Source organism: Mycobacterium sp. P4_H6, assembly GCF_056400845.1.
The window spans coordinates 64,245-85,122 of the sequence record NZ_JBFUKN010000021.1 but is presented as its reverse complement, the minus strand read 5'-3'; the positions used below and the strand labels follow the sequence as shown (position 1 = coordinate 85,122).

Sequence of the window (20,878 nt, the reverse complement as noted above, 5' to 3'; positions counted from 1 at the left end):
CATCGGAACCTCCGAGCGCTTCTTCTCGCAGAATGTCGTCAACGAGATCATCGCGCCGACCATCTACGACATCGTGCGGTCCGCCCGCGGTGAAGTGGTGTCGTTGGGTTTCGTGATCTCGCTGTGGGCGGGATCTTCGGCGGTGTCGGCGTTCGTCGACTCGGTGGTCGAGGCGCATGACCAGACACCTTTGCGGCACCCGGTGCGGCAGCGGTTCTTCGCCCTCGGGCTGTACGTGGTGATGTTGGTCAGCGCCGTGCTGGCGGCGCCGTTCATCGCGTTGGGCCCGCGCAAGATCACCGAGTTCATCCCGGACAGCTGGTCGCATGTCCTGCAGAACGGGTACTACCCGGTGCTGGTGATCGCGCTGATCCTGGTGGTGACCGTGCTGTACCGGGTGTCGCTGCCCAGTCCGTTGCCCACCCATCGGCTGGTGGTCGGTGCGGTGCTCGCGACGGCGGTGTTCCTGATCGCCACCTTCAGTCTGCGGTTCTATCTGAGCTGGATCACCGCGACCGGCTATACCTACGGCGCGCTCGCGACGCCGATCGCGTTCCTGCTGTTCGCGTTCCTGGCCGGCTTCGCCGTCATGATCGGCGCGGAACTCAACGCCGCGATCCAGGAGGAGTGGCCCGCCCCGGACACCCACGCGCGGCGGTTACGCGCCTGGGTCGCCGGGAAGGCCGAGAAGGCCGAGAAGAGTCCTACTTCTTGAGCTGCTCGTAGATCCGCTTGCAGTCCGGGCAGACCGGGGAACCCGGCTTGGCCGACTTCGTCACCGGGAAGACCTCGCCGCACAGCGCGACGACGTGGGTGCCCATGACGGCACTCTCGGTGATCTTTTCCTTCTTCACATAATGGAAGAACTTGGGGCTGTCGTCGTCGGTCCCGTCGTCGACGCGCTCGTCGGTATCCGGCCGCTCGATGGTCTCGGTCTGCATTGCACCATTGTGCCCGACACCGGCCGCCCCATGCGCCCGCAGATGTGGAACAGTGGAGGTATGAAACACGGCCCCGAGCTGAGTTTCGACGACGAAGGTCGCCCGGTCCTCATCACCCGCGCTGCACTCCCCCAGGACGAGCAGCACCGCGAGCGTGTCCGTAAATATCTGACGATCATGGCCTTCCGTATCCCGTGCCTGATCCTCGCCGCCGGGGCCTACGGGATCTGGCACAACGGACTGATCTCGCTGGCGATCATCGTGGTCTCGATCCCGCTGCCCTGGATCGCCGTGCTGATCGCCAATGACCGTCCGCCGCGCAGCGCCAGCGAGCCGCGCCGCTACCAGGACGCCGGCCCCAAACGCACCCCGTTGTTCCCCACGGCGGAACGCCCGGCGCTGCAACCACCGGTGCGGCCGACCCCGAGCGCCGGTGGCGAACCCGGCGTTCCCAGCTGAGCAGCATCTTTCCCACTTCTCAGGACATTCTCAGGTCAGAGGTTTAAAACCGCAGGTCAAGTGGTACGCCACTGAGACCGGGCGGGAACTCTGAGGCACCCTCGGGCGTTGTACGTCATGACAGTTCAACCGAGCAGGAGGCCGTAAATGGCGATCGCCACCGCAAGCCGCTTCGATTCCGATCTGGACGCCCAGAGCCCAGCTGCCGACCTTGTCCGTGTGTATCTCAACGGCATCGGTAAGACCGCGCTGCTGACCGCCGCCGACGAAGTCGAGCTCGCCAAGCGCATCGAAGCCGGCCTGTTCGCCCAGCACGTACTGAACACCAAGAAGCGTCTCGGTGACGCTCGCAAGCGCGACCTGGCCGCCGTCGTCCGCGACGGTGACGCGGCCCGCCGGCACCTGCTGGAGGCCAACCTGCGCCTCGTGGTGTCGCTGGCCAAGCGGTACACCGGTCGTGGCATGCCGCTGCTGGACCTGATCCAGGAGGGCAACCTCGGACTCATCCGCGCGATGGAGAAGTTCGACTACGCCAAGGGTTTCAAATTCTCGACCTACGCCACCTGGTGGATCCGGCAGGCCATCACCCGCGGTATGGCTGATCAGAGCCGCACCATCCGGCTGCCCGTCCACCTCGTCGAGCAGGTCAACAAGCTGGCCAGGATCAAGCGCGAGATGCATCAGAACCTCGGCCGGGAGGCCACCGATGAGGAACTGGCCGAAGAGTCGGGCATCCCCGCCGAGAAGATCGCCGACCTGCTGGAGCACAGCCGCGATCCGGTGAGCCTGGACATGCCGGTCGGCAGCGACGAGGAAGCCCCGCTGGGCGACTTCATCGAGGACGAGAACGCGATGTCGGCGGAGAACGCGGTCATCTCCGAGCTGCTGCACACCGATATCCGCTACGTGCTGGCCACCCTGGATGAGCGTGAGCAGCAGGTCATCCGGTTGCGCTTCGGCCTCGACGACGGCCAGCCCCGCACCCTGGACCAGATCGGCAAGCTGTTCGGTCTGTCCCGCGAGCGGGTCCGCCAGATCGAGCGTGAGGTCATGTCCAAGCTGCGCAACGGGGACCGGGCCGAGCGCCTGCGTTCCTACGCGAGCTGACCGAGTAGAGCTGGGTCCACCAGCGCAAACGTGCACCACAGTGATGCCCGCCGCGATCCGCGGCGGGCATCACATCGTCGTAGGGGATGTTGCACCCCTGTTCAGGCAGCCGGACGGCTAGACTGAGAAGCTGATGGCAGGGCCTGGAAGGTAGGGCATGAACGATCTCATCGATACCACCGAGATGTACCTGCGGACCATCTACGACCTCGAAGAAGAGGGAGTGGTTCCGCTGCGTGCACGGATCGCCGAACGGCTCGAGCAGAGCGGTCCGACGGTCAGCCAGACCGTGTCCCGGATGGAGCGTGACGGGCTGCTGCACGTCGCCGGCGACCGCCATCTCGAATTGACCGAGAAGGGCCGCTATCTCGCGGTCTCGGTGATGCGCAAGCACCGCCTCGCCGAACGGCTGCTGGTCGACGTCATCGGCCTGCCCTGGGAGGAAGTCCACGCCGAGGCATGCCGCTGGGAGCACGTCATGAGCGAGGACGTCGAGCGCCGGCTGGTCCAGGTGCTCGACAATCCCACCACCTCGCCGTTCGGCAACCCGATCCCGGGTCTGTCCGAGCTCGGCTTCGGCGGCGCCGGTAACGGCGAGGACGCCAGCCTGGTCCGCCTCACCGAACTGCCCGCCGGTTCCCCGGTCGCGGTGGTGGTGCGCCAACTCACCGAGCACGTGCAGGGCGACGTCGAGCTGATCGGCCGCCTCAAGGAGGCCGGCGTAGTCCCTAACGCGCGCGTCACGGTGCAGGTCACCGACGATCCCGCCGAGCAGGGCGGTGTCCTGATCCTGATCCCCGGGCACCAGGAAGTCGAACTGCCCCATCACATGGCGCACGCCGTGAAGGTCGAAAAGGTCTGAGCGAGGCCTGTTTTCAGCCGGCTCGCTGACCGAATGCGAGCCGCGGCGGTAGCCGCACACCGAGTTTGCCCGCAGTGCGATAGCCCGACAGTGCCATCCCGCGGATCTGTTCCGGACGCATGCCCGACTGCAGAGCGCTGTCCAGCATGCCCGCCATCCGGTGAGCCGGATCAATCCGCACCGCCTCCTCCAAGGCAATACCGGCCAGTGGGCCGTCCCCGCGCGCATAGGCCGAGAAGGCCAGCAGGGACAACGCGTCCGGACGCCGGCGCTGCGGCAGTACCCGGGCCATCAGCGCCCACAACGACTCGGCCTCGGCGGCGCAATCCCCCACCGCCAGTGCATACAGGGTGTCGCGCACCCGCGGATCGGCCAGCGCGCAGACCAGCGCCACCAGCTCCGCATCGGCGGGTTCGGTGCCGTCCGCGAGCCGGGCCGCGGCGGCCATCGCCGCGTGCACGGCCTCGCGCGCGGTCCGGGTGGTCAGCTTGACCACGCGGTGGCTCGCAATGGCCTCAGCGAGACGCTCGCAGCGATCGGTGTCGGTGACCGCGATGACCTGTTGCAGATCGGCGCGGCGCCGGTAGAGCCGCCGGCCGTCCAGCACCGCAGCCGCCGCCAGCGGTGAGGCCTCCGGGTCGTCGACGTCACCGTGCGCACCGCACCCGTCGGCGCAGAACCAGCGCCCGCCCGCGGCCACCCGGTCGACCACCAGCACGGCGAGCAACTCGACCCCTTCTTCGGCCAGCGAGCGCGACAGCGCGTCGGCCAGCTGCTCGTGGTCGGTGCCGCAGGCCTCGCAGTCGGCGCCGAACTCATCGACGATCACCGCGATCGCCTGATCGGGGGCCGCCGCGCCGACCACCTCGGCCAGCTGGCCGGTGTTGTCGGCCAGTCCCGGTGACAGATCGACCCGCATGACACAGCCCAGTTCGGCACCGTCGACGGTCACCACCACCAGCGAGTGCTCAGGAACGAAGCCCAGCACGGCGGGCAAAGCGGCGATCAGCGAGGCGGGCCGGCCGATATCGAAACCACGAGATTGCGTTGTCATGCGTTCCACGGTGACGGCAGTCGCCCACAGGAAATGGGTCAGTGCCGCCGCGCGGCATCCGGCTGTGGACGAATCCGCGACTGTGGACAACCCCGATCAAGTCACCGAATCCGCGGTCGGCAGCAGCCTTTCCAGGACATCCGCCAGCGTGATCAGTCCGCGCACCCGGCCGTCGTCGACCACCACCACCAGGTGATTGCGGGTCTCCCGCATGATGCGCAGTGCGGCGTACACCGGGGTGTCGGCCGCCAGTTTCAACGCCGGCCGCATGAGATCGGCGGCGGTGATCGTGCCCGGCGCGTTCACCGTGTCGCGCACGTGCACAACGCCGTCGCCCGCCACCAGCAGCCGCAGATGGCCGGTGACCCGCGACTCGGCCTGGATCTGGGCGGGCGTCGCGTCGAGGGCCACGCTGCTGGGCGGGGCGCCGTCGCGGACCATGTCACCGATCGTCAGCGCCTGCAGTTCCAGCGCGCTGACCAGATGGCCGTGATAGCGCTCATCGAGGGTCCCGACCGTCGCCGAGTGCTCGACCAGGTGGCGCAGCGCATCCGGGTCCTGGCCGGTGGCCACCTGATCGACCGGATCGACACCGACCTTCTTCAGGCACCAGTTGGCGAGCCGGTTCAGCGCGCCGATCAGCGGGCGGGTCACCCACATGAACGCACGCATCGGCAGTGCCAGCAGGGTCGCCGAGCGCTCGGGATGCGCGATCGCCCAGGACTTCGGGGCCATCTCACCGACCACCAGGTGCAGGAAGGTGACGATGATCAGCGCGAGCACGAAACCGCCCACATCGGCCAGCCACGCCGGAGCGCCCCAGCCCGCGATCGCGGGTGTGATCCAGTGGTGCACAGCGGGTTTGGTGATGGCACCCAGAGCCAGCGTGCAGACGGTGATACCGAGCTGGGATCCGGCCAGCAGCACCGAGAGCTCCGAGGCCGAACGCAGGGCCGCACGCGCGGACCGGCTGCGCGGGGCGGCGTCTTCGAGCCGGTGCCGCCGCGCGGCGATCAGTGCGAATTCCACCGCGACGAAGAAGGCACTCGCCGCGATCAGCAGGGCGGTGACCAACGCGACGCCCCATGGGCTGCTCATCGCACCTCCACCAGAACGCTTGCCGGAACGTGCTTGTCGACGCCGCGCACGGTGGCGTGCAGTTGCCGCGCGGCCGCCGGCTCCTCGGCGATCAGGTCGGCGGGTTCGACGCCGAGGTCGACGGTGATGCTGTCGCCGACAGCGGGCAGACCACCGAACTCGGCGATGATCAGACCGGCCAGCGTCTCATAGTCACCCTCGGGCAGATCGTGGCCGACGGCGCGGCTGACCTCGTCCAGCGCGACATCCCCGCGGACCAGCCAGCCCTGCGGCGTCGCGACGATATTCTCGTCCGCGCCGTCCCCGTCGTGCTCGTCGTCGATCTCACCGACGAGTTCCTCGGCCAGATCCTCCATGGTGAGCACCCCGGCGAAACCGCCGTATTCGTCGATCACCAGGGCCATTTCGTCACGCGCCTCATTGAGGGTGCGCAACGCCGAGGGCAGTGGCAGCGTGGTCGGCAGGATGACCGCCGCGCGGCTCACCGAGGCTGCGGTGGCGTCCGGATCAGTGGCGCCGAGCAGGTCGTGCAGATGCACGACGCCGATCAGATCATCGGCGGATCCGCCGATGACCGGGTAGCGGGTGTGACCGGTGGCCATCTTGTCCAGGACCGCGCGCACCGGCTCGTCGGCGAGCACCACGTCGACGCGGGCGCGCGGGATCATCGCGTGTTCGGTACTGCGGGTGGGGAAATCGAGGATGCGATCCAGCAGGGTGGACAGATCCTCGGGAAGTTCACCGGCCTGCCGCGAGTCGGCGACGATGTGCTCCAGATCGCGCGGCGTGGCCGAGTGTTCGACATCGTGCACCGGTTCGATGCGCAGCGCTTTCAGCAGCAGATTCGACGAGGCGTCGAAAAGCTTGATGAGCCAACCGAACACCGCAAGATAGATGGTGGTGGACAGTGCCAGCTTGTCGGCGACGGCTTCGGGCCGGGCGATCGCGAGGTTCTTCGGGAACAGCTCACCGAACACCATCTGCACCACCGTGGAGAACAGCACCGCGAGCACCGTGCCGATGGCGACGCCGACCGCGATGGGCACACCCACATCACCGAGCAGCTCACCCAGGCCCGCACCGATGAGCGGCTCGGCGACATAGCCGACCAGCAGTCCGGTCACGGTGATACCGAGTTGGGCGCCCGACAACATGAACGAGGTGCGCCGAGTCACCGCCAGTGCGCGGGCGGCCGCGGCGTCGCCGGCCTGGGCCCGCGCCTTCAGCCGGGACCGGTCCACGGCCATGAAGGCGAATTCCTGGGCCACGAAGTACCCGGTCAGCGCGGTGATCGCCAGCACGACCGCGATACCGGCAAGGATTCCCAGGGCGGTCAGCATGGCGTGCCGGGGCAGGGTCTTCGGCGTTTGCGCTTGGCGCGTCTCACATGGATACATACGAACGACACCGCGCCGAAGTTCCCGAACCGACTGTGCCGAAATTGTTCACACGCAATTAGCCGCGCAGACATACGGTTCGGCCGTGACCGGCGTAGGACTTCAGCCATGGGTTCCATGCAGGAGTACGACCTCGTCGTCATCGGTTCCGGCCCCGGCGGCCAGAAGGCCGCGATCGCCGCCGCCAAGCTTGGTAAGACGGTCGCGGTGATCGAACGGGGGCTGATGCTCGGCGGCGTCTGCGTCAACACCGGCACCATCCCGAGTAAGACGTTGCGCGAGGCGGTCGTCTATCTCACCGGGATGAACCAGCGCGAGCTGTACGGCGCCAGTTACCGGGTCAAGGAGAAGATCACCCCCGCCGATCTGCTGGCGCGCACCCAGCACGTCATCGGCAAGGAGATCGACGTGGTGCGCTCGCAGTTGATGCGCAACCGCATCGAGCTCTACGTCGGGCACGCCCGCTTCCTCGATGCGCACACCGTGCACGTCGATGACCCCAACCGCGCCGAGCGGGTGACGGTCAGCGGCCGCAAGATCGTGATCGCCACCGGCACCAAACCGGCCCGCCCGGCCGGCGTCGAATTCGACGAGCACCGGGTGCTCGACTCCGACGGCATCCTCGACCTCAAGTCCATCCCGAGCTCCATGGTCGTCGTGGGTGCCGGCGTCATCGGCATCGAGTACGCGTCGATGTTCGCCGCCCTGGGCACCAAGGTCACCGTCGTCGAGAAGCGCCCCAACATGCTGGAGTTCTGCGATCCGGAGATCATCGAGGCGCTGAAGTTCCACCTGCGCGATCAGGCGGTCACCTTCCGCTTCGGCGAAGAGGTGACCGCCGTCGACGTCGGCTCCGCAGGCACCGTGACGACGCTGGCCAGCGGCAAGCAGATCCCTGCCGAGACGGTGATGTATTCGGCGGGGCGGCAGGGCCAGACCGATCACCTCGACCTGCCCAGCGCCGGCCTGGAGGCCGACAACCGGGGGAGGATTTTCGTCGACGACAACTATCAGACCAAGGTCGACCACATCTATGCCGTCGGCGATGTCATCGGCTTTCCCGCGCTGGCCGCGACCTCGATGGAGCAGGGCCGGCTGGCCGCCTATCACGCATTCGGTGAGCCGACGCACTCGATCACCGAGCTCCAGCCCATCGGTATCTATTCGATCCCCGAGGTGTCCTACGTCGGGGCCACCGAGGTCGACCTGACCAAGGATTCGGTGCCGTATGAGGTCGGGGTGTCCCGGTACCGGGAGTTGGCCCGCGGGCAGATCGCCGGCGATTCGTACGGCATGCTCAAGCTGCTGGTCTCGACGGAGGATCTGCGGCTGCTGGGCGTGCACATCTTCGGGACGAACGCCACCGAGATGGTGCACATCGGCCAGGCCGTGATGGGGTGCGGTGGGACGGTGGAATACCTGGTGGACGCGGTTTTCAACTACCCGACATTCTCCGAGGCCTATAAGGTCGCCGCGCTCGATGTGATGAACAAACTGCGGGCGCTGAGCCAGTTCAGGCGCTGACGGGACTTCCGGCAGCCTCCCCCGTGTTGGCACAGATGTCCGGGGTCGCACACTGCGACCACGGCAAAGTGCGAGACACTAGTGAACAGGAGGTGAACCACATGGCCGAAAATCAGGAACAGCACTACCAGCCCGACCAGAACGGTATGTACGAGCTGGAGTTCCCCGCCCCGCAACTGTCCACCACGGACGGACGCGGGCCCGTGATGATCCACGCGCTGGAGGGGTTCTCCGATGCCGGTCACGCCATCAAGCTGGCGGCGCAACATCTAAAGGACACCCTCGACACCGAGTTGGTCGCGTCCTTCGCCATCGATGAGCTGCTGGACTACCGGTCGCGGCGGCCGATGATGACGTTCAAGACCGATCACTTCAGCAGCTACGACCAGCCCGAACTGAACCTGTACGCGCTGCACGACAGCGTCGGCACCCCGTTCCTGCTGCTGGCAGGCATGGAGCCCGACCTGCGCTGGGAGCGTTTCGTGACGGCCGTCCGGCTGCTGGCCGAGCGCCTGGGCGTGCGTCAGACCATCGGACTGGGCACCATCCCGATGGCGGTGCCGCACACACGTCCGGTCACGCTGACCGCGCACTCCGCGAACACCGAGCTCATCGCCGAGTACACCCCGTGGGTGGGCGAGGTGCAGGTGCCTGCCAGCGTCTCCAGCCTGCTGGAGTTCCGGATGAGCCAGCACGGGCACGACGCCGTCGGTTTCACCGTGCATGTGCCGCACTACCTGGCCCAGACCGCGTACCCGCCGGCCGCCGAGAGCCTGCTCACCGAGGCGGCGAGGGCCGGCTCGCTGCAGATCCCGCTGAACGCACTGGGTGAGGCCGCCGCCGAGGTGCACACCAAGATCAACGAACAGGTCGAGGCCAGCGCCGAAGTCGCTCAGGTGGTGACTCAGCTGGAGCGTCAGTACGATGCGTTCGTTGCCGCTCAGGAAAATCGCTCGTTGCTGGCACGTGACGAGGAGCTTCCCAGCGGTGACGAACTGGGTGCGGAGTTCGAACGTTTCCTCGCTCAGCAGGCGGACGGCAAGTTCGGCGAGGGCTTCACCGACGGCGACGAGACCACCTGACCGAGCTCCGCTACCGGATTGCGAGGAGTGACCGAGATGACCGATCGCAAACCCAAGCTGCGCAGCGTGCGGGAGATCTCTCCCACCTTGCAGTTCCGCACCATCCACGGCTACCGGCGGGCGTTCCGGGTGGCCGGCTCGGGCCCGGCGATCCTGCTGATCCACGGTATCGGTGACAACTCGACGACCTGGCACACCGTGCAGTCRATGCTGGCCCGGCGGTACACGGTGATCGCACCGGATCTGCTGGGCCACGGCCAGTCCGACAAGCCGCGCGCGGACTACTCGGTGGCCGCCTACGCCAACGGCATGCGTGATCTGCTCAGCGTGCTGGACATCGACCGGGTCACGGTCGTCGGCCACTCCCTCGGCGGCGGGGTGGCGATGCAGTTCGCCTATCAGTTCCCGCAATTGGTCGACCGGCTCGTGCTGGTCGGCGCGGGCGGTGTCAGCAAGGACGTGAACGTCGTGCTGCGTCTGGCGGCGCTGCCGATGGCGACCGAGGCGCTGGCACTGCTGCGGCTGCCACTGGTGCTGCCTGCCCTGCAGGCCGCCGGACGCTTCGGCGGGGCGATGCTCGGTTCCACCGGGCTGGGCCGCGACCTGCCCGACGCGCTGCGGGTGCTCGCCGACCTCCCCGAACCCACCGCGTCCTCGGCGTTCGCCCGCACCCTGCGCGCGGTGGTCGACTGGCGCGGCCAGGTGGTCACCATGCTGGACCGCTGTTATTTGACCGAATCGGTTCCTGTGCAACTGGTTTGGGGCTCCCACGATTCGGTCATCCCGGTCAGCCACGCCTGGCTCGCGCACGCGGCGATGCCGGGCTCGGAACTCGAGATCTTCGAGGGATCCGGGCATTTCCCGTTCCATGACGATGCCGATCGATTCGTCGACGTGGTGCAACGCTTCATCGACACCACGATTCCGGCCGAGTACGACCACGAGATGCTGCGCGGGTTGTTGCGCACCGGCATCAGCGAAGGCGCCATCACCGGTTCGCTGGGCACGAGGGTCGCCGTGCTCGATGCAATGGGGGCCGACGAGCGCAGCGCCACCTGACTACCATCGGGGTATGGCCGTCGATGTCACTGTCCTGCGGGTGTTCACCGATGCACACGGCGAGTTCGGCAATCCGCTCGGCGTGATCGATGCGTCGACCGTGGATCCGTCCGACCGCCAGCGCGTCGCCGCCGAATTGGGCTACAGYGAGACCGTATTCGTCGACATCCCGGAGTCCGGTGCGGCGAGCGCGCACATCCGGATTTTCACACCGGTCACCGAGCTGCCGTTTGCCGGGCACCCGACGGTGGGCACCGCGTGGTGGCTCAAGAACCGCGGCACCCCCGTCCGCACGTTGCACGTCCCGGCCGGCCTGGTGCGGGTGGACTACCTGTCAGAACCCGACGGCGAGTGGACCGCGATCAGCGCGCGTTCGGACTGGGCGCCGGAACTGGCGATCTACGACCTGCACACGCCCGACGATGTGCTGGCCGCCGACCCAGCCGACTACAGCGATGACGTCGAGCACTATGTCTGGGCATGGASCGACCGCGAACAGGGTGCGCTGCGCGCACGGATGTTCGCCCCCCACCTGGGGATCGCCGAGGACGAGGCGACCGGTTCGGCGGCGGTCCGGATGACCGACTATCTGAGCCGGGATCTGCTCGTCACGCAGGGCAAGGGATCCGAGATCCGCTCGTGGTGGGATCCGGCGGGCTGGGTGAAGATCGCCGGCCGGGTCGTCGAGGACACCGGCGTCCGGCTGGACTGATTCAGCCGGAGGTGGAGACGCGATGGGCGCGCAGCGCCTCGATCTCGCGCTCGAAATCGGCGGCCGAGGTGAATGACCGGTACACCGAGGCGAACCTCAGGTAGGCGACCTCATCGAGATCGCGCAGCGGGCCGAGGATGGCCAAACCCACTTCGTTGCTGGGGATCTCGGGCGATCCGGCGGCACGCACCGCATCTTCGACCTGTTGGGCCAGCAGGTTGAGGGCATCGTCATCGACTTGGCGGCCCTGGCACGCCCGGCGCACACCCTTGATGACTTTCTCTCTGCTGAACGGTTCGGTGACACCGCTGCGTTTGACGACCGCGAGTACCGCGGTTTCCACAGTGGTGAATCGGCGCCCGCATTCCGGGCAGGAGCGGCGACGCCGGATGGCCTGACCCTCATCGGTTTCCCGGGAGTCGACGACACGCGAATCAGGATGGCGACAGAAAGGACAGTGCATCACCGCTCCTTTGCCGCACCGCAGGTCGACCAGTTCGAATGTCTTCGAGCCTACCTGGGTGACGCGTGGCAGTCGCACTCCCGCGCCGACGAGCACGTCTCAGCCGATCGGCGCGATGAGGGTCTGCCCGGCCTGCACCGTGCTGGAGTTCAGCTTGTTGAGCTCGCGGATGCGTTCGACCACCGGCTCCGTAGGCGCATCGGGTGCCACCCGGTGCGCGATGTGCTGCAGGGTCTCGCCGTCCTGCACGTACACCACCGACAACCGGGTGGGCAGCTGCACGGGCTCCTCGGTCGGGCCACCCAGCTGCGCAACCAGCCCGAGCCACAAGGTGATTCCACCGGCCAGCAGGGCCATCAGCACCGTGGCGGCCGGGGTGATCGGGCGGCGCCGGTGCGAGGCACGCGACATCAGCACCCCGGTGCCGCGGTGGCCCAGCGGCGCACCACCCGGACGGCGGGTCGGCTGCACGCGGCGGCGGCGCACCACCACATCGCGGGGCAGCGGCCACACCTCGGCGGCCGTCGACGGCTGGGCCGTGGGGGCCGGGGCAAATGCACTGTTCCGGCTGACCGGGCGAGCTTCGAGAATTGTCATCTGACTGCCTCTCCGAGTAGGTGGCGTTCGCTTCTGTGTTCGAATGCTAGTCGATCATGTGTTCGATGAATAGAACATGTGATCGAACTGTTGCGAAACGATAGACGGGACCACCGACAAGTAGGCGGGGGTCGGTCGCGCCTCCGGCCCGTACATCAATTGCGCACAATTTAGTTGTGCAATATAGTTGTGCGGTGCACGCAGCCCGACTCGACGACCAGCTGTGCTTTGCGCTGTACTCGGCCTCCCGGGCCATGACCGCGGCCTACCGCCCACTCCTCGACGAACTCGGTATCACCTATCCGCAGTACCTCGTGCTGCTGGTGCTGTGGGAGGAGCAGGACTGTTCGGTCGGGCATCTGGGCCACCGCCTGCACCTCGATTCCGGGACGCTGTCGCCGCTGCTGAAGCGGCTCGAGAACAGTGGCCTGGTGGTCAGGCAGCGCGCCGCCGACGACGAACGCCGTGTCGAGGTGTCGCTGACGCCGGCCGGGCGGGCGCTGGAGTCGCGTGCCGCGTATGTGCCGGAACGCCTGTTGACGTCGACGGACGCCGCCGAGGCCGACATCGCCGCGCTGCGAGACGTGCTGCGCGGACTGGTGCATCACCTGAATTCCTTGCAGTGACGACACGAAAGGATCGGATATGAAGACGCTCTACACCGCGGAGGCGCTCGCCACCGGCGAGGGACGCGACGGGCACGGACGCACGTCGGACGGAAAAGTCGATGTGGCGCTGAGCATCCCGAAGGAGATGGGCGGGTCGGGCGCGGGCACCAACCCCGAGCAACTGTTCGCCGTCGGCTACGCCGCATGCTTCCATTCCGCACTGCGCCTGGTCGCGCGCCAGCAGAAGGCCGACGTCTCCGATTCCGCGGTCGGCGCCCGGGTGACACTCGGATCCGGCGATGACGGCGCCTTCGGCCTGGCCGTCGAACTCGAGATCACCCTGCCGAATGTGGATCACGCGACGGCGCAACAGCTTGCCGAGGCCGCCCACCAGGTGTGCCCGTACTCCAATGCCACCCGCGGCAACATCGAGGTCACCCTGACGGTGGCCGATGAGTGAGCTTCCCGCCCCGCCGCCGACCACCCGGGCCCGCACGATCGCACGGCTGGCACTCGCCGGCGCCATGATCTTCGCCGGGTTCAGTCACCTGTTCTGGGCTCGCGAGGAGTTCCAGGCCCAGGTCCCCAAATGGGTGCCGATGGACGCGGACGGCGTGGTGATGGCCTCGGGCGGCGTCGAGATCACCCTCGGCGTCGGACTGGCCCTGCTGCGGCGCGACCGGGTGCTGGTCGGCCGGCTGCTCGCGGCCTTCTTCGTGCTGATCTTTCCCGGCAACATCGCTCAATTCGCCAATCATGCCGACGGTTTCGGCCTCAACAGCGACACCAGCAGGTTCGTCCGGCTGCTGTTCCAGCCCGCACTGATCGCATGGGCGCTGTGGTCGACCGCGGTCCCGCGCGGCGCCACCAAATCCGACACGCCTCGAACACATGTTTGATTATCTGTGCCACGGCGACTACATTCGGCGCCATGAGCGACAGCACCGAAACCCCTGAGGCACGCTCCAGCCTGACCGAGCGTCAGCGCACCATCCTGGAGGTCATCCGCACCTCCGTGACCAGTCGCGGCTATCCGCCCAGCATCCGCGAGATCGGCGATGCCGTCGGTCTGACGTCGACATCGTCGGTGGCCCATCAGCTGCGCACCCTGGAGCGCAAGGGCTATCTGCGCAGGGACCCCAACCGCCCACGCGCCGTGGACGTCCGCGGCTCCGACGAGATGGTGACCCCGATCGTGGCCACCGATGTCGCGGGCTCGGACGCACTGCCCGAACCCACCTTCGTCCCGGTTCTCGGCCGGATCGCGGCGGGCGGGCCGATCCTCGCGGAGGAGGCTGTCGAAGAGGTCTTCCCGCTCCCCCGCGAGCTCGTCGGCGAGGGTTCGCTGTTCCTGCTGAAGGTGGTCGGCGAGTCGATGATCGACGCCGCCATCTGCGACGGGGACTGGGTGGTCATCCGCCAGCAGAACGTCGCCGACAACGGTGACATCGTCGCGGCGATGATCGACGGCGAAGCCACCGTCAAGACCTTCAAGCGCACCCGCGGTCAGGTGTGGCTGATGCCGCACAACCCGGCGTTCGACCCCATCGACGGTAACGACGCGGTCGTGCTCGGCAAGGTCGTCACCGTCATCCGCAAGATCTGAGGACGCTCAGTCCGCCCGGACGAATCCGTTCGTCCGGGCGAATTCCTCGCTGGCAAACCAGATTTCRGCCTCGGTGTCGCGATATCCCGGGCTACCCGGAGCCCAGTAGAGCCCGGTCTTCGTGTCAGCCTTGATCGGATAGCCCTCGGGGGCCCGGTAGCGATCACCGGTGGCAAGACGCATCGAAGTCCAGCCGGCGTCCTCGGGTTCCTCGATCTGGATCGCGGCGTGACGGCCACTGGGGAAATCCGGTTCGTACTCGGGCTGCGCAAGACCGGAGGTCAGCGGCACGACCGTGGTCGGTGGATCGAACTCCTCCGCACCGGTCTCGGGAGGCGCTTCGATCCGCGTCGGCGCGGTGTCGACCGCATCCGGATCGTGATCGAAACTCAACGGCTCCTCGGGGGCGCCCAATTCCTCGAGCTCATCGCCCTCGACGTCATGATCATCGGAGCCGTACTCGTCGGACTCGTAGTCGCCGGGTTCCTCGTTGTACTCGTAGTCGTCGTCACCGGTTTCGTCATCGGCGGAGTCGGATTCGGCCGGGGTCCCCGACGCCCACGGGCTCTGCGGCGGGTAGACGGCCGGTTCGGGACGGCTGGGATAGCCGGACTCGTAACGGTCCTCGTATCCACCGTCATAGCCGCGCTCGTAGGGGTCATCGCTGAACTCGTCGTCCTCGCGGGGCCGCCGGTTGCGCAGCACGGCGATGGCGATCAGCGCGATCACACCCACCAGCGGGATCAGGCCCAGCAGCCACCACCACGGCGAGGAGTACCACTTGTCGCCGCTGTCCGAGCCGCCGGTGGCCGCCGGCGCATCGGCCGGTGCCTGCGGTGCGTCCGCACCGGGGACCTCCAGGCCGGCGAGTTGAGACTGCAGGCCGGCAGGTTYGGTACTGAACTTGTTTGTCGCCTTGTCCCACGAGATCGAACCGCCGTTGAACTGCTGGCTGACGACGGTGCCGTTCTCGGTCTGATCGGCCTTCGGGGCGCCGAGCTCGCCGGTCGCGCCGCCGAGCTTGTCCCAGGCCGCGTTCATCGCGCCGCGCACGATCACCGCACCGAAGTCGGGGGTCCAGAAGATCACCGGTTTGTCCGCGGCGGCGAAGGCGACGACGCGGCTCTGCGGTGTCAGACCGCCGTCGGCCTCACTGGTGGTGGGGAATCCGAGATCCCCCGTCGGTCCGCCGACGGTTTCGTACTTGGCCAGGACCTGGCCGGTGACCACATTGGCGCCGGTGTCCGGGCTGTAGAAGATCTTGCCGCCGGCGTAGTTCTGCCCGACCCCGTCGGCGCCGATCGCGTACTGCGCACCCTCTTCGGCACCCAGCGGACCCAGCGCACCGCCGGCCGCCCGGCGGGCGGCGGCAATCGCCGATGTGGCGTCCGAGGGGACCTCGATGGCCCCGAGCTGACCCGCCAACTCGGGCGGCACCGTGGTGAAGGCCTTGGTCTTGCGGTCCCACGAGATCTCGCCGCCGGTGAACTTCTGGGTGACGGTGTCGCCGTTGGTGGTCTCGTCCTCGCTGGGGACTCCGAGCACCCCGGCCGAACCGCCGAGGGCGTCCCACGCCTGGTTGACGGCGCCACGAACGACCCGGGCGCCGGTGTCCGGCGTCCAGAAGATGACCGGCTTGTCCGGCGCGCTGAACGTCGAGTTACGGCTGTTGGCCGCCCGGCCCGCGCCCTCATCGATCGTCGGGAAGCCCAGATCGCTGTCCGCGGGGCCACCGAGAGATTCGTACTTCTCCAGGATGGCGCCCGAGACGATATGCGCACCGGTGTCGGGGGTGAAGAAGATCTTGCCCGACGCGAAGTTCTGCCCGAAGCCGTCACCGGCCGGGTAGACCCCACCGTCCTTGGGACCCAGTGGGCCCCCGTCACCGCCGCCGGTCTCCCAGGCAGCGGTGATCGCCGCATCGGCGTCACCTTCCGGTGTCGCCGCGGCCGGTGGCGCCAGCAGCACCATGCCCGCAATCAGTGCGGCACTCACCAGCCCTGTCGCTGCCCGGCCGGCAAGCCTGCCCAGCCGGGTCCGCTGCCTGGTCATTCGGTCCTCCCCGAAGTAGCGCAAAACCACACGAAAGTATCGCGTTCGTCAACTTTGCGTCAGTTGACCGAGAACTCGTGGGATATCGCCACCTGCGCCGAAACGTGTCGGGACACTCAGACCCCGAGGCCGCGACCGATGATCTCCTTCATGATCTCCGTCGTACCGCCGTAGATCGTCTGGATCCGTGAGTCCAGGAACGCCCGCGCGATCGGGTATTCCCGCATGTAACCGTAGCCGCCGTGCAGTTGCAGGCAGCGATCCACCAACCGAACCTGCGCCTCGGTGCTGTACCACTTCGCCATCGCCGCCTGCTCGACAGTGAGCTTGCGGTCCAGGTGCAGCCGGATGAACTCGTCGACCATGATCCGGATCGCGGTGGCCTCGGTCGCCAGTTCGGCGAGCACGAACCGGCTGTTCTGGAAGCTGCCGATGGGCTTGCCGAAGGCCTTGCGTTCCTTGGTGTACTGCAGGGTCTGCTCGAGTGCGGACTCCATGGCCGCGGCGGCCATGACGGCGATGCTGATGCGCTCCTGGGGCAGGTTCTGCATCAGGTACAGGAAGCCCATGCCCTCCTGGCCGAGCAGGTTCTCGACCGGAACCTTGACGTCGGTGAAGGACAGTTCAGCGGTGTCCTGCGCATCGAGGCCGATCTTGTCGAGGTGGCGCCCGCGCTCGAAGCCCTCCATGCCACGCTCGACGACCAGCAATGAGAAGCCCTGGGCGCCCTTCTCGGGGTCGGTGCAGGCGACGACGATCACCAGGTCGGCGTGAATGCCGTTGGTGATGAAGGTCTTCGACCCGTTGAGGATGTAGTGGTCACCGTCGCGGACCGCGCGGGCCTTGATGCCCTGCAGGTCGCTGCCGGTGCCGGGCTCGGTCATTGCGATCGCCGTGATCAATTCGCCGCTGCAGAATCCGGGCAGCCAGCGCTGCTTCTGCTCCTCGGTGCCCAGTTCGATCAGGTACGGCGCGATGACATCGTTCTGCAGCGTGAAGCCCAGTCCGCTGTGACGGCCGGCACTGGTCTCCTCGGTGATGACGACGTTGTAGCGGAAGTCCGGGTTGCCGCCGCCGCCGTACTCCTCGGGCACGGCCATGCCCAGAAATCCCTGCTTGCCCGCCTCGCGCCAGACCTGGCGGTCGACGATCTTGGCCTTCTCCCACTCTTCCTGGAACGGCGCGGCGTGGCGTTCCAGGAAGGCGCGGTAGGACTCGCGGAACAGATCGTGCTCCGGCTCGAACAGCGTGCGGTCGAATTTGACGGCGCCCATGCGTGACCTCCGGTACTGGTATCAGGGTGTGTGGCGCCCAACATATACCAACCGGATGGTTGGTCGAGCGGTGAGTCCAGCGCCCTAGGATTGGTGCGTGTCACGAGCCAGCCTCGCCCACTGGGGTGCCTTCACCGCCGAGGTCAGCGACGGCGATATCGCGGCGGTGACACCGCGCACCGGTGACGCCGATCCCTCTCCCCTGCTGCACAACCTGCCCGGGTCGATCCGGCACCGCTCGCGGGTCACCGGCCCCGCGGTACGCCGCGGATGGTTGCGCGACGGCCCCGGACCCAGCGAGCGCCGCGGCGACGACGAGTTCGTGGCGGTGTCCTGGGACGAGCTGACCGACCTGCTGGCCGGCGAACTGCGCAGGGTGATCGACACGCACGGCAATGAGGCCATCTACGGCGGCTCCTACGGCTGGGCCAGCGCCGGCCGGTTCCACCATGCGCAGAGCCAGGTGCACCGGTTCCTGAAACTCATCGGCGGATACACCTCGTCGCGGCACTCCTACAGCCTCGGGGCGACCGGGGCGATCATGCCCCGGGTGGTCGGCACGCACGACGACCTGTTCAAGCGTTCCACCCAGTGGGAGGTGATCGTCGAGCACACCGACCTGCTGGTGGCGTTCGGCGGTATCGCGCTGAAGAACACCGGCATCAATCACGGCGGCACCACCGCACACCCGGCGCGCGCGGCGCTGCAGCAGTTCCGCGAGCGGGGCGGTCGCATCGTGTCGTTCTCGCCGCTGCGCGACGATGTCGACGGCGATCACGAGTGGCACGCACCGGTGCCCGGCACCGATGTGGCCGTCATGCTGGCGCTGGCCCACGTGCTGGCCACCGAGGGCCTCGTCGACCGCGAGTTCCTGGACACCTACTGCATCGGGTACGAGCGGTTCGAGCGGTACCTGCTGGGCACCGACGACGGAGTGCCGAAATCCCCCGCGTGGGCGTCGGCCATCAGCGGGCTGGCGGCCGAGGATCTCACCGCACTGGCCCGTCGGATGGCCGCGGGCCGCACCCTGGTCACCGTCAGCTGGTCGCTGCAACGGATCCGCCACGGCGAGCAGGCCCCGTGGATGGGCCTGACACTGGCCGCGATGCTCGGCCAGATCGGCCTGCCGGGAGGAGGTTTCGGGCACGGCTACGGGTCGATGAACGAGCCGGGCCTGGCGCCGCTGCGCTTCCGGCTGCCGGTGCTGCCACAGGGCCACAACCCGGTGTCCACCTTCATCCCGGTGGCCGCCGTCAGCGATATGCTGCTGCACCCCGGCCGTGAGTACGACTACAACGGCCTGCGCCTGACGTTTCCCGATATCCGGCTGGTCTACTGGGCCGGCGGGAATCCGTTCCACCACCACCAGAACATCCCGCGGCTGCGCCGCGCACTGGCCCGTCCGGACACCATCGTCGTGCACGATCCGTACTGGACGGCGATGGCCAAGCACGCCGACATCGTGGTGCCATCGACCACCGCCTATGAACGCGAGGACTATTCGGGCTCGCGCAACGACCCGATGCTGACCGCGATGCCCGCGCTGACCGAGCCCTACGCCCAGTCGCGGGACGACTACACGACCTTCGCCGAACTCGCGCAGCGCTTCGGGGTGGCCGAAGCGTTCACCGAGGGCCGCACGGCCCGGGAGTGGCTGGTGCACATGTATGACACGTGGTCGGCCGGTGTGGATTTCGCCGCGCCGTCCTTCGATCAGTTCTGGGCCGACGGGCAGTTGCGGTTGCCCACCGAACCCGGGCTGACCCTGCTGGCCGACTTCCGCGCCGACCCGTACACGAACCGGTTGAACACCCCGAGCGGGCGGATCGAGATCTTCTCCGCCGATATCGACGGCTTCGGTTACGACGATTGTGCGGGACACCCCGCCTGGTTCGAACCCACCGAATGGCTGGGCGGTGAGCGCGCGCAGACCTACCCGCTGCACCTCATCGCCAACCAGCCGGCCAGCCGGCTGCACAGCCAGCTCGACGGCGGTGCCACCAGTCAGAAGTCCAAAGTTCACGGGCGCGAGCCGATCCGGATCCATCCCGCCGATGCCGCGGACCGCGGCCTGGCCGACGGCGACGTGGTGCGGGTGTTCAACGACCGCGGCGCCTGCCTGGCCGGCGTGGTGATCGATGACCGGCTGCGACCCCAGGTGGTCCAGCTGTCCACAGGCGCCTGGTTCGACCCGCTCGATCCCGCCGACCCGGACTCACTGTGTGTGCACGGCAATCCGAATGTGCTGACCGACGATGTCGGCACCTCGGCACTGGCCCGCGGATGCACCGGCGCCCATGTGCTGGTGCAGCTGGAGAAGTTCGTCTGGGGCGAGCGCAGCGACGGGGAGGGTCCGGCCGAGCTGCCGCCGGTGCGAGCCCACGAGCCGCCGGTGATCCGCTAGGCGCGCTGGTCGGCGGGCAGCCGGGGCGCCACCAGGTCGACGAAGGCATCGACCACCCGGTAGGCGTCGGCGATCGGATGGCCGTGCAGCAGCGCACCGGACAGCATCGTGTTGATGATGCCCCACACCATGATTGCGGTGTCGGCCGATTCCTGGGCCCCCAGTGAGGCGAAATCCTCGGACAGCGTCTGCTGGGCGACGGCGCCGAACTCTTCCATCAGGGCCGCCGCGTTGGCGTCGGCGGTGTTCTGCAACAGCATGCAGACCTTGAAGAAGGCAGGACGACGCTCGAAGGTGGCGATGATGCCGCGCACCTTCTCCCGCACCCGGCGCTCCGCCGGTCGGGTGTCCGGGGCGGCGGGCGCGAAAACCGGCTGCGCCCAATCCATCAGCACCGCGGCGTACACATGCTCCTTGGAGCTGAAGTAGCGGTACAGCGTGCCCAGCGCCACATCCGCGGCGTCGGCGACATCACGCATCTGGATCTGGTCGTACTCCTGCGCCTTGAGCAGTGCCTGCGCGGCCGCCACGATCTGCGACCGGCGGGCCTGCTTGTAGCCCGGCATGTCGGTCATGGCG

22 protein-coding genes are annotated in these 20,878 nt (G+C 67.7%); 13 read left to right on the top strand and 9 right to left on the bottom strand.

The genetic code is table 11. The annotated features are described in order from the left end of the window. On the top strand, positions 1–715 hold a 715-nt coding region (locus AC1DTF_RS11565; RefSeq protein ID WP_477474152.1), incomplete at its 5' end, for a YihY/virulence factor BrkB family protein. Here AC1DTF_RS11565 and AC1DTF_RS11560 read toward each other — a convergent pair. Beyond that, the gene (locus AC1DTF_RS11560) at positions 705–941 is read right to left on the bottom strand and encodes a DUF3039 domain-containing protein (protein ID WP_057168797.1); all 237 of its coding nucleotides are present in this window, start codon (positions 939–941) and stop codon (positions 705–707) included. The genes AC1DTF_RS11565 and AC1DTF_RS11560 overlap by 11 nt on opposite strands. A gap of 42 nt (positions 942–983) precedes the next feature. Here AC1DTF_RS11560 and AC1DTF_RS11555 point away from each other — a divergent pair, with 42 nt between their 5' ends. From AC1DTF_RS11555 to AC1DTF_RS11545, 3 genes are all read left to right on the top strand, one after another. Next, positions 984–1,400 carry a DUF3099 domain-containing protein gene (locus AC1DTF_RS11555; RefSeq protein WP_057169005.1) on the top strand — a complete coding sequence of 139 codons (417 nt, stop codon included), beginning with the start codon at positions 984–986 and terminating at the stop codon, positions 1,398–1,400. Positions 1,401–1,547: 147 nt separating this feature from the next. Continuing rightward, a complete protein-coding gene (locus tag AC1DTF_RS11550; RefSeq protein ID WP_057168796.1) occupies positions 1,548–2,507 on the top strand; it encodes a sigma-70 family RNA polymerase sigma factor in 960 nt (319 codons plus the stop codon). Between the two features lie 157 nt (positions 2,508–2,664). After that, positions 2,665–3,369 (top strand): iron-dependent transcriptional repressor DtxR, encoded by a 705-nt coding sequence (locus AC1DTF_RS11545; RefSeq protein WP_057168795.1) that lies wholly within the window; start codon positions 2,665–2,667, stop codon positions 3,367–3,369. Positions 3,370–3,382: 13 nt separating this feature from the next. On the opposite strand, the gene AC1DTF_RS11540 is transcribed toward AC1DTF_RS11545, so the two are convergent. The 3 genes from AC1DTF_RS11540 to AC1DTF_RS11530 form a co-directional block, all read right to left on the bottom strand. Then, positions 3,383–4,423 carry a DUF4192 domain-containing protein gene (locus tag AC1DTF_RS11540; RefSeq protein ID WP_477474151.1) on the bottom strand — a complete coding sequence of 347 codons (1,041 nt, stop codon included), beginning with the start codon at positions 4,421–4,423 and terminating at the stop codon, positions 3,383–3,385. 96 nt (positions 4,424–4,519) lie between these two features. After that, the gene (locus AC1DTF_RS11535) at positions 4,520–5,521 is read right to left on the bottom strand and encodes a hemolysin family protein (protein WP_057168794.1); all 1,002 of its coding nucleotides are present in this window, start codon (positions 5,519–5,521) and stop codon (positions 4,520–4,522) included. Continuing rightward, complete coding sequence (locus AC1DTF_RS11530) at positions 5,518–6,861, bottom strand: hemolysin family protein (RefSeq protein WP_477474150.1); 1,344 nt, start codon at positions 6,859–6,861, stop codon at positions 5,518–5,520. The genes AC1DTF_RS11535 and AC1DTF_RS11530 overlap by 4 nt, the downstream gene beginning before the upstream one ends. 174 nt (positions 6,862–7,035) lie before the next feature. Between AC1DTF_RS11530 and sthA the strand changes: the two genes are divergently transcribed. The 4 genes from sthA (at position 7,036) to AC1DTF_RS11510 (ending at position 11,295) form a co-directional block, all read left to right on the top strand. Then, on the top strand, positions 7,036–8,442 hold the full coding sequence (gene sthA / locus AC1DTF_RS11525) for a Si-specific NAD(P)(+) transhydrogenase (protein ID WP_477474155.1): 1,407 nt from the start codon (positions 7,036–7,038) through the stop codon (positions 8,440–8,442). Positions 8,443–8,543: 101 nt separating this feature from the next. Beyond that, positions 8,544–9,524: a proteasome assembly chaperone family protein gene (locus AC1DTF_RS11520; RefSeq protein ID WP_057169003.1), complete on the top strand. Its 981-nt coding sequence runs from the start codon at positions 8,544–8,546 to the stop codon at positions 9,522–9,524. Positions 9,525–9,560: 36 nt separating this feature from the next. Beyond that, a complete protein-coding gene (locus AC1DTF_RS11515; protein WP_057169002.1) occupies positions 9,561–10,583 on the top strand; it encodes an alpha/beta fold hydrolase in 1,023 nt (340 codons plus the stop codon). A 13-nt stretch (positions 10,584–10,596) separates the two neighbouring features. After that, entirely contained in the window at positions 10,597–11,295 is a 699-nt protein-coding gene (locus AC1DTF_RS11510; protein ID WP_477474149.1) for a PhzF family phenazine biosynthesis protein, read from the top strand. Position 11,296: 1 nt separating this feature from the next. Here AC1DTF_RS11510 and nrdR read toward each other — a convergent pair whose 3' ends face one another. Both nrdR and AC1DTF_RS11500 read right to left on the bottom strand, forming a co-directional pair. Next, on the bottom strand, positions 11,297–11,758 hold the full coding sequence (gene nrdR, locus AC1DTF_RS11505; protein ID WP_057169001.1) for a transcriptional regulator NrdR: 462 nt from the start codon (positions 11,756–11,758) through the stop codon (positions 11,297–11,299). A gap of 99 nt (positions 11,759–11,857) precedes the next feature. After that, positions 11,858–12,355, bottom strand: coding sequence for a LysM peptidoglycan-binding domain-containing protein (locus AC1DTF_RS11500; RefSeq protein WP_082614295.1), 498 nt, complete (start codon positions 12,353–12,355; stop codon positions 11,858–11,860). 194 nt (positions 12,356–12,549) lie between these two features. Between AC1DTF_RS11500 and AC1DTF_RS11495 the strand changes: the two genes are divergently transcribed. The 4 genes from AC1DTF_RS11495 to lexA are packed head-to-tail and all read left to right on the top strand — an operon-like array spanning position 12,550 to position 14,569. Beyond that, positions 12,550–12,981 (top strand): MarR family winged helix-turn-helix transcriptional regulator, encoded by a 432-nt coding sequence (locus AC1DTF_RS11495; RefSeq protein ID WP_477474148.1) that lies wholly within the window; start codon positions 12,550–12,552, stop codon positions 12,979–12,981. Positions 12,982–13,000: 19 nt separating this feature from the next. Beyond that, on the top strand, positions 13,001–13,423 hold the full coding sequence (locus AC1DTF_RS11490; protein ID WP_477474147.1) for an organic hydroperoxide resistance protein: 423 nt from the start codon (positions 13,001–13,003) through the stop codon (positions 13,421–13,423). After that, positions 13,416–13,862 (top strand): DoxX family protein, encoded by a 447-nt coding sequence (locus AC1DTF_RS11485; RefSeq protein ID WP_057168789.1) that lies wholly within the window; start codon positions 13,416–13,418, stop codon positions 13,860–13,862. Before AC1DTF_RS11490 ends, AC1DTF_RS11485 begins: the two co-directional genes overlap by 8 nt. A 32-nt stretch (positions 13,863–13,894) precedes the next feature. Then, on the top strand, positions 13,895–14,569 hold the full coding sequence (lexA, locus tag AC1DTF_RS11480) for a transcriptional repressor LexA (RefSeq protein ID WP_057168788.1): 675 nt from the start codon (positions 13,895–13,897) through the stop codon (positions 14,567–14,569). A 6-nt stretch (positions 14,570–14,575) separates the two neighbouring features. Here the strand turns inward: lexA and AC1DTF_RS11475 are convergent, their stop codons facing one another. Both AC1DTF_RS11475 and AC1DTF_RS11470 read right to left on the bottom strand, forming a co-directional pair. Continuing rightward, positions 14,576–16,621, bottom strand: a complete 2,046-nt coding sequence (locus AC1DTF_RS11475; RefSeq protein ID WP_477474146.1) for a sunset domain-containing protein — start codon at positions 16,619–16,621, stop codon at positions 14,576–14,578. 116 nt (positions 16,622–16,737) lie between these two features. Next, positions 16,738–17,895, bottom strand: coding sequence for an acyl-CoA dehydrogenase family protein (locus AC1DTF_RS11470; RefSeq protein ID WP_057168787.1), 1,158 nt, complete (start codon positions 17,893–17,895; stop codon positions 16,738–16,740). A 97-nt stretch (positions 17,896–17,992) separates the two neighbouring features. Here AC1DTF_RS11470 and AC1DTF_RS11465 point away from each other — a divergent pair, with 97 nt between their 5' ends. Next, entirely contained in the window at positions 17,993–20,299 is a 2,307-nt protein-coding gene (locus AC1DTF_RS11465) for a molybdopterin guanine dinucleotide-containing S/N-oxide reductase (RefSeq protein WP_057168786.1), read from the top strand. Here the strand turns inward: AC1DTF_RS11465 and AC1DTF_RS11460 are convergent. Continuing rightward, entirely contained in the window at positions 20,296–20,874 is a 579-nt protein-coding gene (locus tag AC1DTF_RS11460; protein WP_057168785.1) for a TetR/AcrR family transcriptional regulator, read from the bottom strand. The two genes, AC1DTF_RS11465 and AC1DTF_RS11460, sit on opposite strands and share 4 nt — an antisense overlap. Positions 20,875–20,878: the final 4 nt, after the last annotated feature.

What these genes read in the sequence shown, in the direction of transcription:
- AC1DTF_RS11485 (WP_057168789.1), top strand. Translation starts at nt 13,416, where the DNA reads ATGAGTGAGCTTCCCGCCCCGCCGCCGACCACCCGGGCCCGCACGATC.
- nrdR (WP_057169001.1), bottom strand. Translation starts at nt 11,758, where the DNA reads ATGCACTGTCCTTTCTGTCGCCATCCTGATTCGCGTGTCGTCGACTCC.
- AC1DTF_RS11545 (WP_057168795.1), top strand. Translation starts at nt 2,665, where the DNA reads ATGAACGATCTCATCGATACCACCGAGATGTACCTGCGGACCATCTAC.
- AC1DTF_RS11520 (WP_057169003.1), top strand. Translation starts at nt 8,544, where the DNA reads ATGGCCGAAAATCAGGAACAGCACTACCAGCCCGACCAGAACGGTATG.
- AC1DTF_RS11530 (WP_477474150.1), bottom strand. Translation starts at nt 6,861, where the DNA reads ATGCTGACCGCCCTGGGAATCCTTGCCGGTATCGCGGTCGTGCTGGCG.
- AC1DTF_RS11500 (WP_082614295.1), bottom strand. Translation starts at nt 12,355, where the DNA reads ATGACAATTCTCGAAGCTCGCCCGGTCAGCCGGAACAGTGCATTTGCC.
- AC1DTF_RS11460 (WP_057168785.1), bottom strand. Translation starts at nt 20,874, where the DNA reads ATGACCGACATGCCGGGCTACAAGCAGGCCCGCCGGTCGCAGATCGTG.
- AC1DTF_RS11535 (WP_057168794.1), bottom strand. Translation starts at nt 5,521, where the DNA reads ATGAGCAGCCCATGGGGCGTCGCGTTGGTCACCGCCCTGCTGATCGCG.
- sthA (WP_477474155.1), top strand. Translation starts at nt 7,036, where the DNA reads ATGCAGGAGTACGACCTCGTCGTCATCGGTTCCGGCCCCGGCGGCCAG.
- AC1DTF_RS11555 (WP_057169005.1), top strand. Translation starts at nt 984, where the DNA reads ATGTGGAACAGTGGAGGTATGAAACACGGCCCCGAGCTGAGTTTCGAC.
- AC1DTF_RS11560 (WP_057168797.1), bottom strand. Translation starts at nt 941, where the DNA reads ATGCAGACCGAGACCATCGAGCGGCCGGATACCGACGAGCGCGTCGAC.
- AC1DTF_RS11540 (WP_477474151.1), bottom strand. Translation starts at nt 4,423, where the DNA reads ATGACAACGCAATCTCGTGGTTTCGATATCGGCCGGCCCGCCTCGCTG.
- lexA (WP_057168788.1), top strand. Translation starts at nt 13,895, where the DNA reads ATGAGCGACAGCACCGAAACCCCTGAGGCACGCTCCAGCCTGACCGAG.
- AC1DTF_RS11490 (WP_477474147.1), top strand. Translation starts at nt 13,001, where the DNA reads ATGAAGACGCTCTACACCGCGGAGGCGCTCGCCACCGGCGAGGGACGC.
- AC1DTF_RS11470 (WP_057168787.1), bottom strand. Translation starts at nt 17,895, where the DNA reads ATGGGCGCCGTCAAATTCGACCGCACGCTGTTCGAGCCGGAGCACGAT.
- AC1DTF_RS11550 (WP_057168796.1), top strand. Translation starts at nt 1,548, where the DNA reads ATGGCGATCGCCACCGCAAGCCGCTTCGATTCCGATCTGGACGCCCAG.